We start from the raw sequence: 16,030 nt of genomic DNA, 5'->3' as shown, positions 1-16,030 counted from the left end.
TTTATTACCTCGTATTATCCCTGCCGTTTCTTTTTCTCAGTCAAACGAAATACTGTCAAAATCAGGAGTTCCCATAAGATTGAACGGCGTGCTCTGGTATACGTAGTAATTCAGCCAGTTTGTATATAAGTTATTGGCATGCGCTCTCCAGAGCAGCAGCGGTTTATTCTCCGGATCATCATCCTTATAATAATTCTTAGGGAGATCGATCGGAAGCCCTTTTCCCATATCCCGCTTATATTCTCCATCCAGTGTCACACGGTCATATTCCGGATGTCCCATAACAAAAATACGACGGCCACCCTGTGCCATTGCCAGAAACAGTCCTGCTTCTTCCGACTCAGCAAGGATCGTAATCTCTTTGCACTTGCGAATATCCTCAATCGGCACTTCCGTATGTCTGGAATGTGGTGCCAGAAAAGCATCATCAAATCCTCTTACCAGCGGAATCTTACGATTCAGAACTTTGTGCCAGAAAAGTCCAAACATCTTGTGATCCAACTGGCGTTTCTGAAGTCCGTAAAAATGATACAGGCTCGCCTGTGCTGCCCAGCACAGGAAAATCGTAGACGTTACATGGCTCTCTGTCCAGTCCATGATCTCCACCAGTTCATTCCAGTAATCCACTTCTTCAAATTCCATCTGTTCTACCGGTGCACCTGTTACGATCATTCCATCAAATTTCATATCTTTTAACTCAGAAAAAGTCTGATAAAATTTGTTCAGATGGCTGACCGATGTATTCTTTGCCTGATGGCTCTCAACTGCCATAAATGTCACATCTACCTGCAGTGGAGTATTAGACAGTGAACGCAAAAGCTGCAGCTCTGTTTCTTCTTTCAGTGGCATCAGATTCAATATCAGAATCTGAAGTGGACGAATATCCTGATGAACTGCTCTTCCCTCGTCCATAACAAATATATTTTCTCGTTCGAGAATCTCTTTTACCGGTAAATCCCCCTGTATCTTAATAGGCATTTCCTGTTCCTCCTTTATCTGTTTCCATATTTTATCCTGTATTTATAGCATTTCTATTTTTCTGTCATTTTCAGGAAATCCTCTTCTGACAAAATCGGAATTCCCAGCTCTCTGGCTTTTTTGTTCTTTGATGAATTTGATGTCACATCATTATTGATCAGATAATTCGTCTTTCCGGTAACAGACCCTGTCACCTTTCCACCAAGGGACTCTATCAGATTTTTTGCCTCACCGCGGTTGCCAAAATGCTCCAGGCTTCCGGTAATGACAAAATTCATCCCTGCAAAAATCTGTTCTTCTGAAATCTCTTCTTTATAAATATGAAGATAACTCAACAGATGATCTACTTTTCTGTTATTTTCCGGATTTTCAAAATATCCCGTCAGACTTCTTGCGATCACCGGCCCTATACCGTCAATCGCGCTGATTTCTTCTTCATCTGCAGTACGGATCCGTTCCAGATCATCATCAAAATACCGGCAGATTACTTTTGCATTGGAAAGTCCGATATTTGCAATTCCAAGACTATAGATCACTTTTGCAAGAGTGGTCTCTTTTGCTTTTTCGATGCTTTTCATCAGATTATCAAACGATTTCTCTCCAAACCCTTCCATCGTCACAATCTCATCCCGATGTCTGCCAATTTCAAAAATATCTCCAAAATCATGAATAAATCCCTTTGCGATAAATTTCTCCAGAGTTGCCTCTGACAGTCCATCTATATTCATGGCATCCCGACTTACAAACAAAGTAAATGCCTTGATTTTCTTTGCAACACAATCCGGATTCATGCAATACAATGCTTCTACATCATTTTCTCTGATCACTCTGGCTTCCTGACCACATACCGGACAACTATGCGGAATTTCAAGCCGACCGCTTCTCGTAAGATTTTCCGCTATCTGCGGAATGATCATATTCGCCTTGTACACCTGGATCGTATCTCCAATCCCCAGTTCCAGTTCCCTGACAATACTCACATTATGCACACTTGCCCGACTGACTGTTGTTCCTTCCAGCTCCACCGGATCAAACACCGCGATCGGATTGATCAGTCCAGTCCTTGACGGACTCCATTCTATCTCACGTAATATTGTCTCCCTGATCTCATCTGCCCATTTGAATGCAAATGCATTTCGTGGAAATTTTGCTGTACTTCCAAGCGAGTCACCATATGCAATATCATCATACAGCGCAACCAGTCCATCCGATGGAAAATCATTCTGCTCAATCGCATGTGCAAAATATTCCATCGCATCATCCAGATCTGCTGCTGTGACCATTCGATATTCAACAATCTCAAATCCCTGTTTTTTAAGCCATTCCATCTGATACACTCTGGAATTATGCATATCCTCGTCCTGTGCTGAAACCAGCGCAAAAGCATAAAAACGAACGTTTCTTTCTGCCGTGATCTGATTATTAAGCTGACGGACTGAACCGCTGCACAGGTTTCGCGGATTTTTGTATCTGGCATCTACATCTTCAATCGTCGCATTGATTTTTTCAAAATCAGAATACGTGATGATCGCTTCTCCTCTCAGAACCAGTCTGCCCTGATAGGCGATCTTCAGAGGAATATTTTTGAACACTTTCGCATTGTTGGTAATAACTTCTCCGACAATTCCATTTCCCCTGGTGACTGCCTTCTGCAATTCTCCATTCTCATAAGTAAGAACAATGGTAAGTCCATCCATCTTCCAGGAAAGCAATGTCGGATGTGTCCCGATAAAACTCCTTAACACCTCCCGGTCTTTGGTCTTATCCAAAGAAAGCATCGGAGATTCATGTGTTTCTTTTGGCAGTGCATCAACCGCTTCATAACCCACATTAACAGTCGGACTGTCTGCCAGGACGATGCCTGTTTCTGCCTCCATTTTTTCCAGTTGATCGTACAGAGCGTCGTACTCTCTGTTGCTCATGATCTCCCTGTCTTCCTGATAATAAGCTTTCGCTGCTTCGTTCAGTTTTTTTACCAGTTCTTTTATTTGGTTTACAGCTGCTGTTTCCATGATGCCCTCCTGTTCTTATTACTGTCTCACTGGATGAATTTCTGATCTGCTCATTCAGCTCTTTCCATTCTTCTTCCCGGATCTCGCGATATTCTCCGCATTTTATATTCTCCAGTGTAAGGTTCATGATTCGTACACGTTTCAGTGTGCGTACATGATACCCCAGATATTCGCACATTCTTCGAATCTGACGGTTCAACCCCTGTGTCAGTATGATCGTAAAACTTTTTTCTCCTGTTTTTATGACCCTGCACGGACGCGTCACTGTATCAAGAATCGGCACCCCACTGCTCATTCTCCTGACAAATGCTTCTGTAACCTCCCTGTCTACTGTCACTTCGTATTCTTTTTCATGGTAATTTCCTGCCCGCATGATCCGATTGACCAGATCTCCCTGATTTGTCAACAAGAGAAGCCCCTCTGAATCTTTGTCCAGTCGTCCGACCGGATAAATTCTCATCGGATAGTCCAGATACTCTGTCACCGTCATCTCCTGACGCTGTTTTCTGGTACTGCACACAACTCCTCTTGGCTTATAAAAAAGAAGAAGCACCTGTTTTGTTTCCGGTCTCACCGGTTTTCCATCGAGGCACACCACCGCATCTTCTGCTATCCGTTCTCCCGTGCCGATCACTTTACCGTTAACCGTAACTCTTCCTGCTTCCGTAAACTGATCCGCTTCTCTTCTTGAGCACACTCCGGCACTGCTTAAATATTTATTTATTCTTATAGTATTCTGACCTTCTGTCATCTTTTTTTCACTCATTATTCCATTATATAGTTTTTTCTTTTTGTCCGCAACCGAGAGCTTGTTTTTTTTTAACATATACGGTATTATTAAATCATTGCAACCAGATAAAGGAGGAAAAACTATGTCAGAACAAACCAGACGTACCAATCCCCTGTTGCTTCTTGTCATGATTTTATTGTGTCTGTGTGCCGGATTCTTCTTCCGTCGTTCTTCTTACGATCCGGAGTATTCCAGCCAGCAGACCAAAGATACAAAAACTTCCGCTGTGGATTCTGCCAACAGTTCCAACAGAAGCAGTTCCGATTCCAGTAAAAAAGCTTCCGCGAAAGCAACTGCCACAGCCACACCGAAAGCAACCGCCTCTCCTGCTGTCATCAAGACACCGGTCTCCGTTCAACCCGAAACCGCTTCTGCCAGCCGTGATATTTCTGCCGAAGCAGCTTCCGGAGTCTGGACTTCCAATGGCAGCACCTGGAGTTTCATGGTCGATGGGCAGCCTTACACCGGATGGCTGGTTGATACCGATGGAAAACAATATTTCTTTGACAGTGACGGTATCATGCAGACAGGATGGATAGACGATGACGGACACCGTTATTATATGGATCAGGACGGCATTATGCAGACAGGAACCGTCAACATCGACGGAAAAGATTATACCTTTCTGGAAGACGGCACGCTTTCAGATAATTCCAAAAAGAAATCTTCCAAATGATCTCCCGGAGATTAGAAGAAAAAAGACACAGGACATTTCATTCAATATCCTGTGTCTTTTTTATTTCTCTGTTTACTTACTGGAGCAGTCCGCTATATACATAACCGGTCTGACCATCATATTCAATCTGGATCCAGTCACCTTCCTGACCCAGTTTCTGAACCTGATCCCCTTCGTCAAGACCACCTATGATATCACCGTCACTGCTTGCCGCATCCCTGACATTACAGCCTTCTGTAACTGTCAGCATTGTACCGTCTGCACTCGTTCCAGAAGAGTCGGCTTCTTCACCAAGTCCATCCAGAAACTGTGCCAGTGCTGCATCGTTCTTTTGCGCTTCTTCATAAGCAGCCTGAACTTCTGCTGTCAGTGCCTGCACATCCGCATCAGACTTCAGTGAATCCATATAATTGGAAACTTTTGTATTCTGTTCCAAGTCCCCTAAGATTTTGTAATTGCCATCGCTGTCTTTTACAATATAAGAACTCCACAAAGAAGGTGCCGGTGTATCAATCCCCTTACAGATGAAACTGCCCTTCGTATATACTACATACGAATTATCATCCAGACCTTTCTTTGTATACACATTACTGACCTGATAACCTTCTATGTAATCTTTTGCATTTGCAATCCTTGATTCATCAGATGGTGTCAGATTACTTACCAGAGTCCTTAATGTTGTAATATCTCTTTCCCCTAAAGCCTTATAATAGCTGTTTACAAACGCAGTAATCTCCTCACTGCCATCCTCCAAGGGATTCGTGTCTTCTTCTTTCTTCCCGTCGTTTGTCTCCCCATCATCTTCCGGAGAAGAAGGATCATTTCCCTGGCTGTTGTCCTGTGCTGTAGTCTGTTCTTTATCAGAAGTACCCTTCCCACTTCCGGTACAGGCGCGAACGCCAACGAACAATACAGCTACGATCACCAGAATCGCCCCGCCAAGCATAAAATAGCGAAGGTTATCCGATAACCATTCCCTGAAATTATCCAAGTTCTTGTCCTCCTTAACTTACAACGCAACGAGGCAGACCCATTACCTCGTGCAGCACACCTGAAGGGAATCGAACCCCCGCACATGGTACCGGAAACCACTGCTCTATCCACTGAGCTACAGGTGCGGACAACGTTGAGCATTCTTTGTCTTCAAGACTCAGTAGCATCAACTTATCATAATATTAGCATACTTTTCAAAAATTGTAAAGTTTTTATTTTGTATAGACAATTACATCTATATCCAAAATACGAGAGAGAAAACCAGCGGTTTTCTCTCTATTCTCCCAGTTCTACCCGGTACACATAATGTGATTCCGTCTGTGCGATCAACACACACCCTGCATTTACCAGAAATTCATAATTCCCGGCATCTGTGGATGTTACTACAAATTCTGTCGTTGTACTCCGCAGTGCTCTGCGGAATTTGTCCGGTTCCTCGTACATATGATAATCGATCACATCCAGCAGTGCTTTCTGAATTTTATAATAATTGCTGTCTTCTTTGAACTTTCCCGCCACTGTACTGCCTGCCCTGTAGATACTGACATTCCGGTTAATGACCGGACGGATTCCTGCATCATACTGGCGTACCACATTGTTCAGGCTGCTCTCAAACACCACATGTGGAAGAGTCCCCTCCTGATTCTGATGAATCACATCACAGACCGCTCTGAGATCATTTGGAATCTTGTAAATATTTTCTGCCCGTGCAAAGTCTGTAATGACACCCTGCAAAGGATTTCCCAGCACGACTAATGCCGCTGTCACAAGCAATGCCATAAAAAACTTCAGCCACTTTTTCCCAGGTGCAGATACCAGTCGGACCGCATAATATGCAACTGCCGGAATCACCGGAAGAATCCAGAAAAAACGGTAATATTCTGTTTCAAATTTCACTCTGGAAAGTATATATTTTACAACGATCGGATTGTACACCGTCAATGCAAGAAATGCCGTATAACCAATAAATACCATTGCATTCTTTTTGCGTCCCCAGATCAGTGTACAGAGCACTCCGATCAGAAACAACAGCGGATACCAGCAGGATCCCCAGTAGGTTTCCATGCATACCTTTACAAACTGCAATCCAAGTTCTTTCAGTGTTACTCCTGCCATTCTCTCACCTGCCCTTCTATGATGCCGCCAGCGTCAGCCACTTCAGCTTTGTAGCAAAAAATACGATTGCGTATGCCACAGAAGGAAGCATGCAGAGTCCACAGTAAAACAATCCCGAAAATTTCCGATTCCAAAGCACGACCGGAATCATTCCGGCTGCGATCGCTACCGGAAAAATAATCGCTGAACCGGAAAAAGTCAATGCACTGACTGCAGTCAGAAATAACACTGCCCACACATTTCGAGATGTCTTTTCTCTAAGCAACCACAGTGCACATAAAAGCACCATTGGAATCGCAATGTTCGCAAGCAGGGTTTTTCCCTCATAACTCCTTGTAAAGAAGAAGGTTCCCGCTGAATAGATCGTTCCACTGAAAAGCTGCATGATGCACACGAACACAACCATCAGATCTGCTTTTTTGCGATCATCCTCAAACATTTTTTTGCCGATCTGATAGATAATCAGATTAGCAGTAATAACATTGATACAGGACATAACTGTTTTTGTCTGTACAAGTGGATGGATTCCCAGAAGCCGGCACCATACAGCATTGTTCATCGGATATGCTGAAAAGATATATCTGGCCTTAAATTTTTTCAGGATCACCCCGTTATACGGATTATATCTGGCAAGTGTATCTGTATATACAGAGGTACTGACATTCCCTACATAATAAGTAGCATCCAGTGTCGTATCCTGATAAAAGATCACGATCAGGCATTGTACCACAATTGCAATCCCCGCTACAGCCAGCATGATCGAATGATTTTCCCATACTTTCTGTAAATTCGATCTCCATTTGTCTTTTTCGTTCTTTTTGCCCAGAAAGAATGCTGCCATTACACAAAGTACCATAAGCACTGCCCAGATGCGGCCAGCTGTCGTAAGAGATACCCACTTGAGCGTCATTGGAACGATCATCAACTCAAATACTGAAAAATATGCAAGATAACCAACAATAAACGTCAGTGTTCTGTCTGCTTTCAACTTCAGGATTCTGGATACCACACTGCCAGCCGCATAAAAGACTACGCCCTCTATCACAAAGCCTGCACAGGCAAGAATCAGCTCTTTCATCCGTTCTCTTTCTCCTGCTTCTTCTCTTTCATCTGATTTTTCAGAATTCCCATTGCAACTTTTTCCGGAGTGATCGGAAGTTCTCTTATGCGTACACCAGTTGCGTTATAAACTGCCTCTGCGATTGCCGGACACGGTGTATCGATTACCAACTCCCCGATAGACTTTGCTCCAAACGGACCACTCTCTTCATAGCTGCATTCAAAGTCAACACGAATGTTCCCGATATCTTCTCTGGTTGGAATCTTGTACTGCATAAAAGAATTGTTGCGGATTTTTCCCTTGTCCGTATACTGAACATCTTCAAAAAGTGCCATTCCCACACCCTGTGCGATCCCACCTTCCGTCTGTACCCGGGCAAGATTTGGGTTGATCGGTGTTCCACAGTCAACTACCGCCACATAATCTGTCAATTCTATGCCACCGGTCTCTGTATCCACCTCAACCTCTGCCATGCCAACCATAAACGGCGGTGGAGAGAGCGGAGAAGAATGCTGCTTTACAACCTGAAGCTCTCTGTTGTTGAAAAAGGTACTCTTTAGAGCAATCGCTTCAAGTGAAACCTTTTTCTCTTCCGCATCTTCTACAAACACGTAAGTACCGTCAAAAGCAACTTTATCCACTTCTGTTTCCAGCATTTCCGCACCAAACTCGCAGATGTTCTTTCGCAGCTCCTGGCAGGCCTTCATAACTGCCATACCGGTTGTATAAGTCGTTGCAGACGCATAAGATCCGGAATCGTATGGAGAAATATCTGTATCTACGCTGAACACGACAATATTTTCCATCGGGGTTTCCAGACAGTCTGCCGCAATCTGTGCCATAACCGTATCACATCCGGTTCCCATATCTGTACAGCCAAGTGCCAGCGTATAGGAACCATCCTCATTCACCTTGATGTCTGCGCCTCCAACATCTACTCCGGCAATAGAAGATCCCTGCATCGCCATTGCCACACCGACTCCGCGCACTTTGCCATTGCCCATATCCCTAAACGGATATCTGGAATCCCAATGAAACATTTCTTTTGCTCTCGCCATGCAACGGTCCATTGAGCAACTCTGTGCATAAGGAACATCATGATATCCCGGAAGCGGACCACCTTCAACTGGCATATTCAGCTCTTTTACTTTTACCGGATCCATTCCCATCTTGTGTGCCAGTTCATTTACTGCAGACTCCACTGCAAAAATTCCCTGTGTCGCCCCATAACCACGGTAAGCTCCTGCCGCCTGCACATTCGTATAGACAACATCAAAGGCAAAACGATAGGCTTCTGTATGCCTGTAAAGCGCAATTGATTTGTGTCCGCTCAGCCCCACCGTTGTGGAACTGTGCTCACCATAAGCCCCTGTATTGGAAAGCGTATATACATCAATCGCTTTGATGATACCATTTTCGTCCGCACCGGCACGCACTGTAATCTCCATCTCATGACGCGGCGAAGAGCAGATCATAGATTCATATCTTGAAAAGATCAATTTGGACGGGCGTCCTGTCTTCCATGTCACGATTGCCGGATAAATTTCACTGACAGAGGTCTGTTTTGCTCCAAATCCTCCACCAATCCTTGGTTTGATGACTCTCACTTTAGATGCCGGAATATCCAAAGCCCTTCCGACAATTCTTCTCACATGGAATGGAATCTGAGTAGACGAAAGCACGATCAGTCTTCCAAAATGGTCCATATAACACGCTGTGCGGAAAGTCTCCATCATGGTCTGCTGGTTCGCCTTGGTATGGTAAGTATGCTCTACCGTATATTTACATTCACGGAGAACTTTGTCTACATCTCCCTGCTCCTCCAGTGCGTTTGCACATAAATTTCTCTTGTTGTCTCCGCCGAGCGGGATTTTGAGTTTCCAGTCCTCTTCCGGATGGATCACAACAGAATTATCTTTTGCCTGATGCATATCCAGAACCGGTGTCTCCACTCGATACTGAACTTTGATTCTTTTAAGTGCCAGATCTACCGCAGCCTCTGTCTCGCCCGCTACGATCGCAACCGTATCTCCGACAAAACGAACATGGCGGTCAATGATCAGTCTGTCATCCGGGCTCATTTCCGGGGCTGTCTGTCCTGCCAGTGTAAAACGTTTCTGCGGGACATCTTTATAGGTAAGAATACAGGCTATCCCCGCAACTTTCATGGCATTTTCGGTCTTGATCTCCTCTACCCATGCATTGGCATGCGGACTCCTCAAAATCTTGACGATCAGGCAGTCCTTCGGTGCCAGATCATCTGTATAAACAGGTTTGCCGGTCACCAGTGCCATCGCATCTGTTTTCTGTACAGGTTGATTTACATATTTCATCTTTATGCTTCCTCCTGTGCTTTTTTATATTCTAAAAACTTCAGGATACTTGCAGTCTGAGAAACAAATCCGGAACATCTGCATAAATTTCCTGCAAGATATTCTTTGATCTGTGCTTCTGTCGGCTCTTTGATCTCACGAAGCATGGCAAATACATTCATAATAAATCCCGGATTACAGAACCCACACTGCTCTGCCCCTTCATTTGCCAGAAAAGTTCCAAATTCCTTCGCTTCCTCCTGCATCCCTTCCATAGTGACTACTTTTTTGCCGTCGATTCTGACAGCCAGTGTAGAACAGGAAAGAATCGGTCTGTCATCTACCAATACTGTACAAAGTCCACAGTTTGCAGTCTCACAGCCTCGTTTTACACTGAAGCAGCCCTTCTCTCTCAGAAAATCGATCAGGAGTAGTCCCGGTTCGATCTCTTCCTGTCTGCGAACACCATTCAGCCAGAAACTAATATTCATCCTTCATTCCTCCTACTGCTTCCCATGCTCTTTTCGTCAGTACCTTCACCAGAAGTGTTCTGTATTCTTCAGATGCTCTCATATTACCCGCAGTATTTACGTTCTCTGCCGCATACACCGCAAATTTTTCGATTGCCTCTGTTCTCTGTTCATCTGTCATATTTCTGAAGTCTTTTAAAAACTGCTGTTTATCTTCTACTACCATAGCTCGCCCCGGTCTTGCTCCGATCACGGTTCTTACTTCTTCCCCGATCAGAGATGCCGCACAGGTCAGTACCGGAAAATCTGTTTTTGAGTTTCTCTGGCTCATATAACAGACAGACAGCGGCTTTTTTTTGACAATGATATTTACCAGAATATCATTGTCTTTTTTGCGATTCACAAATTCAGTCAGTGGAATACGCCCCGCATCATACAGTTCCACCCATGTATCCATGGCAAGAAACATGGTCAGAACATCTGAAAATCCATAGCGTCCCCAGATACTTCCGCCAACAGTTGCACAGTTTCGAAACTGCACGCCGACAATATGACGAATGCTCTCTCTGATCGCTCCCTGCGTATATGTATTCAAATTTTTATGTATTTCAAGCTCTCTTAACGGCGTCATACAGCCAATCACAAATTCATCATCCAGCTCCTGCACCGTATCCAGCCCCAGGCCTGAAAGATCAATTGCTGTGGAGATATTTCTGTTTCCCATCTTCAGCCATACCATTCCACCAAGAACAAGTGCTGTTTTTTTCTGATTCAGTTCATATGCTTCTGCAATGCTTTTTACTTTCACATAGCTTTTAATCTTTAGCATCTGTGTACCGATTCCTTTCTCTCATCAATAACTCATATATGTATAGACACACGTTATTTAATTTTAGCAGAATTTTTTTCATTTTTCCATAGCGTCAAATTTTTCTGTGAAAGATGCATAAAAAAGCCCCTTTCATACCAACAGTTTTTTCAGTAACTGTTGAAAAGAAAAGGGCAATTTTTATTAATTTAACGATTATTGATGGCAGTTACCAGCGCATCAATGGATGCACGGATGATATCCGGATCCACACCAGCTCCCCAGGAAAGTGTTCCGTCCGGTTTCTGGATTCCTACATAAGCAATAGCTTTGGAACTTGTACTCTTTTCCAGTGCATGCTCCTGATAAGTCACCAGAGTAAACTTCATCTCATATGCTTTCTTCAGTGCATTGCTGACTGCATCCAGACGACCGTTTCCGGTTGCTTCTGTAGTGATCGTCTTTCCGTTAAATGTAGAAGTTACCTGTGTGGTAATACCACCGTCTTTCTGCTGGAAATGCACTTCATTGATGCTGTACGGTTCCACAACGTTTTCAAAGGTAGCTTTGAACAGTCCGAAGATTTCATCCGGATGAAGTTCTTTGTGGCTGTGATCAGATACTGCCTTGGCCGCATATCCCATTGCCTCACGCATCTTAGGCGGCAGATTCAGACCATACTTTGTTTCCAGAATATAACCAACGCCACCCTTTCCAGACTGACTGTTGATTCGGATAACATCTGCATCGTAGTTTCTTCCAACATCAGTCGGGTCAATTGGCAGATACGGAACAGTCCAGCGGCTTGGATCTTTTTCTTCTCTCCAGTGCATACCTTTGGCAATAGCATCCTGATGAGAACCGGAAAATGCAGCAAATACAAGAGCTCCGCTGTATGGGCTTCTCTCATCTACTTTCATTCCGGTGCATTCCTCATATACTTCACATACATGTGGCATATTGGAGAAATCCAGTTCCGGATCCACTCCCTGAGAGAACATATTCATCGCCAGTGTGACGATATCCACGTTACCGGTACGTTCGCCGTTTCCAAACAGCGTTCCCTCAATTCTGTCAGCACCTGCAAGCAGTCCCATTTCAGAATCTGCCACTCCGCAGCCACGGTCATTATGAGGATGAAGAGAAACGATCACGTTTTCACGATATTTCATATTCTCACACATATACTCGATCTGGCTTGCATATACATGCGGCATAGAATGCTGTACTGTAACAGGCAGATTGATAATTGCCTTATTGTCTGCAGTCGGCTGCCATACATCAAGAACTGCATTGCATACTTCCAGCGCATATTCTGGTTCTGTTCCTGTAAAACTCTCCGGGCTGTATTCAAACTGGAAATTTCCCTCTGTCTGATCTGCCAGTTCTTTCAAAAGTCTTGCACCGTCAACTGCAATTTTCAGAATCTCTTCTTTGGATTTTTTGAATACCTGTTCACGCTGTGCCACAGAAGTAGAATTGTATACGTGAACGATTGCCTTTGGTGCTCCTTTTACTGCCTCGAATGTTTTGCGGATGATGTGTTCTCTTGCCTGTGTCAGAACCTGAATAGTAACATCATCCGGAATCAGATTCTGTTCGATCAGTGTACGGATAAAGGTGTATTCTGTCTCAGATGCAGCCGGGAAACCAACTTCGATTTCTTTAAATCCAATCTCTACCAGAAGTTTGAAAAATTCAATTTTCTGTTCCAGACTCATAGGAATGACCAATGCCTGGTTTCCATCTCTCAAGTCTACACTGCACCAGATCGGTGCTTTGTCCACATATTCTTTCTCTGCCCATTTCATGCATTTCACTGGCGGCATAAAATATTGTCTTTTGTACTTTGTTACGTTTTTCATGATCATTCCTCCACTTTCTCCAAAAGTATCTTCGTCCGGTTCAGGACAAAAAAAAATCTCTCATCTCTACAGACTACTGTAAGAGACGAAAGACAACTGTCTTCGCGGTACCACTCTTATTTATGAACGGTTCATACACTCATGGGATACGGAACTTCCTTATGATACATTCTATATGTGCTATCATGTCCTGCGAAATCCTTATATCCTCTCCATATAACGGTGGATACCGTCTGCGCCTACTGGCTGCTCCTGCAACGTTCGGACAGATGCTCCAAGGCGAGTTCCATGACTTCTTTCCACTGCCTCACACCACCCGGCAATTCTCTGTGCTCCAGTCCTCATGTACTATTCCTCATCAAAGCATTTTGCATATTTTGTCGATGAGTAAAGACTAACATGTCCTCTGCTCCTTGTCAAGAGCAAATTTATCTCTTTACTCTATGATCTGTAATGTATTCTGATCAATTTACTGTAAATATCATAAACAGCAACATAGTATCTCAGTCGGGGCAACAGGATTTGAACCTGCGACCTCACGGCCTTCAAATGTTTCCACAATGTATTGATTTTACTGGTTTTTCTACACATCATTTCAAAAAGGTAATATAAAAGGTAATAGTTTTACCCAAGACGAGCATGTGCATCTTTCACGATTTTGGTTTTATCCTCTAACGATGTCGTATCAAATGTGTAATACTTCTTATTCACATCTGGTGAATGTCCCAATAACGAAGCAGCAACTACTTCTGATACCCCTGCACATCTCATATTGGAATTAAACGTTTTTCTAAATGCATGTATTCCTCTGTCTGGGATTCTTAACTGTTTGCATTTATTTTTAATGCAAGATGAAACAACCGGAGCATGAATCCTGCCCTCTTCATTGGCGAAAATCCACTCACACAAATACCCTTTTGCAAACTCAGCCTTTTTTACCTTTGTAAATAATGCCGTTATTTTTTCATCCAGTGGAAAATTTCTTACCTTTTTATTTTTCGTTTTATCAATAAAATATTCTTTTGTTATTCTATCAAACTTTTCTGATCTTTGTATTATAAAGTATCCTTTTTCATTATGGATATCTTCCCACTTCAAAGCTACAATTTCCCCTACTCGCATTCCTGTTAAACTCGCAAGCTCCACAGCATAATGCGGTATGTAAGAAGGATTTTCTTCATATTGTTTATGTAGCCATTGTGTAATCATTTCAACTTCTTCATCTGTATACACTTGTTTTGACAATGGTTTATCAATTTCTTCACAATATCCATAAAATTGTTTTCTCAAAAGATATACCATTGGATTTTCAGGGATTACTTTTTCTCGAAATGCTTTCTGGAATGTGTTATCAATATATCCATATGCCTTTTTAAAAGCTCCCTTACTCAAGCCATTATCCACAATCATATCATGAAAAAACAGCTTCAACATATCTGTTGTAATTTCTTCTATTGGAATTTGCATAAATGTTTTATCTTTGAAGAATCTATTGTAATCAGTAGTATACTTATATACTGTGTTGTCAACTACCAAGCAATCTTGTACTTCTCGCCACCGCCAGTACATCTTATCAAGTGTGACTACTTTTTCTGTCTCAGCTTTTTCTTCTATTTTGTAATATTCAACTAATGCATCATCCAATTTTTCTCTGGTGGATTTCTTAATTAATCTGTATCCACTTTCTTTACTGTTGTCCTTAACGTATGTTCTCCACTTACCATCCTTACCCTGCGTGATTTTATAAGGATGCTTGTCTAAAAGTTTTCGTCTCTCCTTCATTTCAATAGCATCCTGTACATCTGACAGATTAACCTTACCACTCTCTTCAAGATATTTCAAGATTTCTTCTGCCTTAAGTTCTTTTGTCCCCCGGACTACATTTTTAACGCTCTTATCATTTTTCTTCACTTATTCCTGTTATTCCAATTTTACAGAAATGACACCCCGAAACAGGGTGTCACTCCTGCATCTTTTTATACATTTCAATCAAAAATCTAAGGGAGTGAAATTTTACTCCCTAAAAAATCCAACATTTATAATGGTTTTCTGGTAACTACATTCTTCACTTTTCAGGCTGCATTACCGGTTATATCATCCTTTACATCTGATCAGGTGAAATTTCACCCATCACAACTCAAGCAATTTTCATCATTTCTCAAACTTCAATGGATGTGCTTCCGCTTCAATCTCAGCTGCATCATCTGTTATCGAGGTCATGTAGATCACCGGCTGCAATCCATTTGCAATACAATTCTGTATGTTCCACTTAATAACAGCTTCGAGCATTTCTGGTGTATATGCATACATCGGACAGTCTGCTTCTTTAACTTTCTGTTCCAGTTCTTTATCCAGTTCCGCATTCGTCTTGCTTGCATACCGTGTCAATTCCTTATGGATTTCTTTTGGCAGCAGCTGTAAATTCTCAGCCCGGTTACACACCTTTCCATCATTCGGTTTGTATCGTAGATTCTTCCTGATGTGATGTACTTCAGTTTCTTCAGAACCAAACTCATTTTTTCCAAAATGTTCACTCATGATCTTGTGCATTGGAATATGCTTGTTATACGCTCCCTCAATGGCATGTTCGTAATACCAGTCTTGACCGGTTCTGACTCCATTCTTATTCATCGTTCCTATATATCTATGGTTTGCTTTCAGTATTCTGAGTTTTCCTGCATATACTGAAAACAGATAACCTTTATTCGAGATAAACCAATACTCCGGGTATGGTGCTTTGCACTGAACGATCTGCTCACCATCCTGCATGATGTAATTAAACACCTGCATCTGCTCATTGAATTTCTCTTTGTATTCTTCTCTTCTTGTGGTTTTCTTCATTCTCTTTTTGCTCATATGAAAATCTCCTTATCTTCCTTATTTTTCATTAAAATAGGAGTGCCATACACAGCACTCCCTCATGATGTATCATATTCAGTTTTTATCGGTT

General features: G+C 42.7%; 12 protein-coding genes, 1 tRNA gene, 1 pseudogene and 1 other annotated feature. Of the genes and pseudogenes, 1 reads left to right on the top strand and 13 read right to left on the bottom strand.

Going from position 1 to position 16,030, the window contains the following annotated elements; translation table 11 throughout:
- Positions 1-36 precede the first annotated feature (36 nt).
- The 3 genes and pseudogenes from metA to KQI91_RS14155 form a co-directional block, all read right to left on the bottom strand.
- Entirely contained in the window at positions 37-978 is a 942-nt protein-coding gene (gene metA, locus KQI91_RS14165; protein WP_216393413.1) for a homoserine O-acetyltransferase MetA, read from the bottom strand.
- Between the two features lie 53 nt (positions 979-1,031).
- On the bottom strand, positions 1,032-2,990 hold the full coding sequence (gene ligA / locus KQI91_RS14160; protein ID WP_216393412.1) for an NAD-dependent DNA ligase LigA: 1,959 nt from the start codon (positions 2,988-2,990) through the stop codon (positions 1,032-1,034).
- 88 nt (positions 2,991-3,078) lie between these two features.
- A pseudogene (locus KQI91_RS14155) lies at positions 3,079-3,741 on the bottom strand (pseudouridine synthase); the annotation flags it as partial.
- Positions 3,742-3,862: 121 nt separating this feature from the next.
- Between KQI91_RS14155 and KQI91_RS14150 the strand changes: the two are divergent.
- Positions 3,863-4,456: an N-acetylmuramoyl-L-alanine amidase family protein gene (locus KQI91_RS14150; RefSeq protein ID WP_216393411.1), complete on the top strand. Its 594-nt coding sequence runs from the start codon at positions 3,863-3,865 to the stop codon at positions 4,454-4,456.
- A 76-nt stretch (positions 4,457-4,532) separates the two neighbouring features.
- Here KQI91_RS14150 and KQI91_RS16150 read toward each other — a convergent pair whose 3' ends face one another.
- The 10 genes from KQI91_RS16150 to KQI91_RS14100 form a co-directional block, all read right to left on the bottom strand.
- The gene (locus KQI91_RS16150) at positions 4,533-5,447 is read right to left on the bottom strand and encodes an SH3 domain-containing protein (protein WP_253288619.1); all 915 of its coding nucleotides are present in this window, start codon (positions 5,445-5,447) and stop codon (positions 4,533-4,535) included.
- A gap of 55 nt (positions 5,448-5,502) precedes the next feature.
- Positions 5,503-5,574 (bottom strand) — tRNA-Arg (locus KQI91_RS14140).
- Between the two features lie 151 nt (positions 5,575-5,725).
- Positions 5,726-6,565: a hypothetical protein gene (locus KQI91_RS14135; RefSeq protein WP_216393410.1), complete on the bottom strand. Its 840-nt coding sequence runs from the start codon at positions 6,563-6,565 to the stop codon at positions 5,726-5,728.
- A gap of 16 nt (positions 6,566-6,581) precedes the next feature.
- Positions 6,582-7,643, bottom strand: coding sequence for a DUF6077 domain-containing protein (locus KQI91_RS14130; protein ID WP_216393409.1), 1,062 nt, complete (start codon positions 7,641-7,643; stop codon positions 6,582-6,584).
- Positions 7,640-9,958 (bottom strand): xanthine dehydrogenase family protein molybdopterin-binding subunit, encoded by a 2,319-nt coding sequence (locus KQI91_RS14125; RefSeq protein WP_216393408.1) that lies wholly within the window; start codon positions 9,956-9,958, stop codon positions 7,640-7,642. The genes KQI91_RS14130 and KQI91_RS14125 overlap by 4 nt, the downstream gene beginning before the upstream one ends.
- 2 nt (positions 9,959-9,960) lie before the next feature.
- The gene (locus KQI91_RS14120) at positions 9,961-10,428 is read right to left on the bottom strand and encodes a (2Fe-2S)-binding protein (protein ID WP_216393407.1); all 468 of its coding nucleotides are present in this window, start codon (positions 10,426-10,428) and stop codon (positions 9,961-9,963) included.
- Positions 10,418-11,236: an FAD binding domain-containing protein gene (locus KQI91_RS14115; protein WP_216393406.1), complete on the bottom strand. Its 819-nt coding sequence runs from the start codon at positions 11,234-11,236 to the stop codon at positions 10,418-10,420. Before KQI91_RS14115 ends, KQI91_RS14120 begins: the two co-directional genes overlap by 11 nt.
- 188 nt (positions 11,237-11,424) lie before the next feature.
- The gene (locus KQI91_RS14110) at positions 11,425-13,080 is read right to left on the bottom strand and encodes a 2-isopropylmalate synthase (protein ID WP_216393405.1); all 1,656 of its coding nucleotides are present in this window, start codon (positions 13,078-13,080) and stop codon (positions 11,425-11,427) included.
- Between the two features lie 78 nt (positions 13,081-13,158).
- Positions 13,159-13,451: a binding site (T-box leader), on the bottom strand.
- 253 nt (positions 13,452-13,704) lie between these two features.
- Entirely contained in the window at positions 13,705-14,991 is a 1,287-nt protein-coding gene (locus KQI91_RS16335) for a tyrosine-type recombinase/integrase (protein ID WP_216393404.1), read from the bottom strand.
- Positions 14,992-15,231: 240 nt separating this feature from the next.
- Complete coding sequence (locus tag KQI91_RS14100) at positions 15,232-15,936, bottom strand: hypothetical protein (RefSeq protein ID WP_216393403.1); 705 nt, start codon at positions 15,934-15,936, stop codon at positions 15,232-15,234.
- Positions 15,937-16,030 lie beyond the last annotated feature (94 nt).

The organism is Blautia sp. MSJ-19 (assembly GCF_018918125.1).
GTDB lineage: Bacteria > Bacillota > Clostridia > Lachnospirales > Lachnospiraceae > Blautia_A.
The sequence above is the reverse complement of the archived record's forward strand: the minus strand, read 5'-3'. Positions and strand labels throughout refer to the sequence as shown.

Excerpts from the sequence above, each read along its gene's own strand:
- metA (WP_216393413.1), bottom strand. The coding sequence starts at position 978 with ATGCCTATTAAGATACAGGGGGATTTACCGGTAAAAGAGATTCTCGAA.
- ligA (WP_216393412.1), bottom strand. The coding sequence starts at position 2,990 with ATGGAAACAGCAGCTGTAAACCAAATAAAAGAACTGGTAAAAAAACTG.
- KQI91_RS14150 (WP_216393411.1), top strand. The coding sequence starts at position 3,863 with ATGTCAGAACAAACCAGACGTACCAATCCCCTGTTGCTTCTTGTCATG.
- KQI91_RS14135 (WP_216393410.1), bottom strand. The coding sequence starts at position 6,565 with ATGGCAGGAGTAACACTGAAAGAACTTGGATTGCAGTTTGTAAAGGTA.
- KQI91_RS14130 (WP_216393409.1), bottom strand. The coding sequence starts at position 7,643 with ATGAAAGAGCTGATTCTTGCCTGTGCAGGCTTTGTGATAGAGGGCGTA.
- KQI91_RS14125 (WP_216393408.1), bottom strand. The coding sequence starts at position 9,958 with ATGAAATATGTAAATCAACCTGTACAGAAAACAGATGCGATGGCACTG.
- KQI91_RS14120 (WP_216393407.1), bottom strand. The coding sequence starts at position 10,428 with ATGAATATTAGTTTCTGGCTGAATGGTGTTCGCAGACAGGAAGAGATC.
- KQI91_RS14115 (WP_216393406.1), bottom strand. The coding sequence starts at position 11,236 with ATGCTAAAGATTAAAAGCTATGTGAAAGTAAAAAGCATTGCAGAAGCA.
- KQI91_RS14110 (WP_216393405.1), bottom strand. The coding sequence starts at position 13,080 with ATGAAAAACGTAACAAAGTACAAAAGACAATATTTTATGCCGCCAGTG.
- KQI91_RS14100 (WP_216393403.1), bottom strand. The coding sequence starts at position 15,936 with ATGAGCAAAAAGAGAATGAAGAAAACCACAAGAAGAGAAGAATACAAA.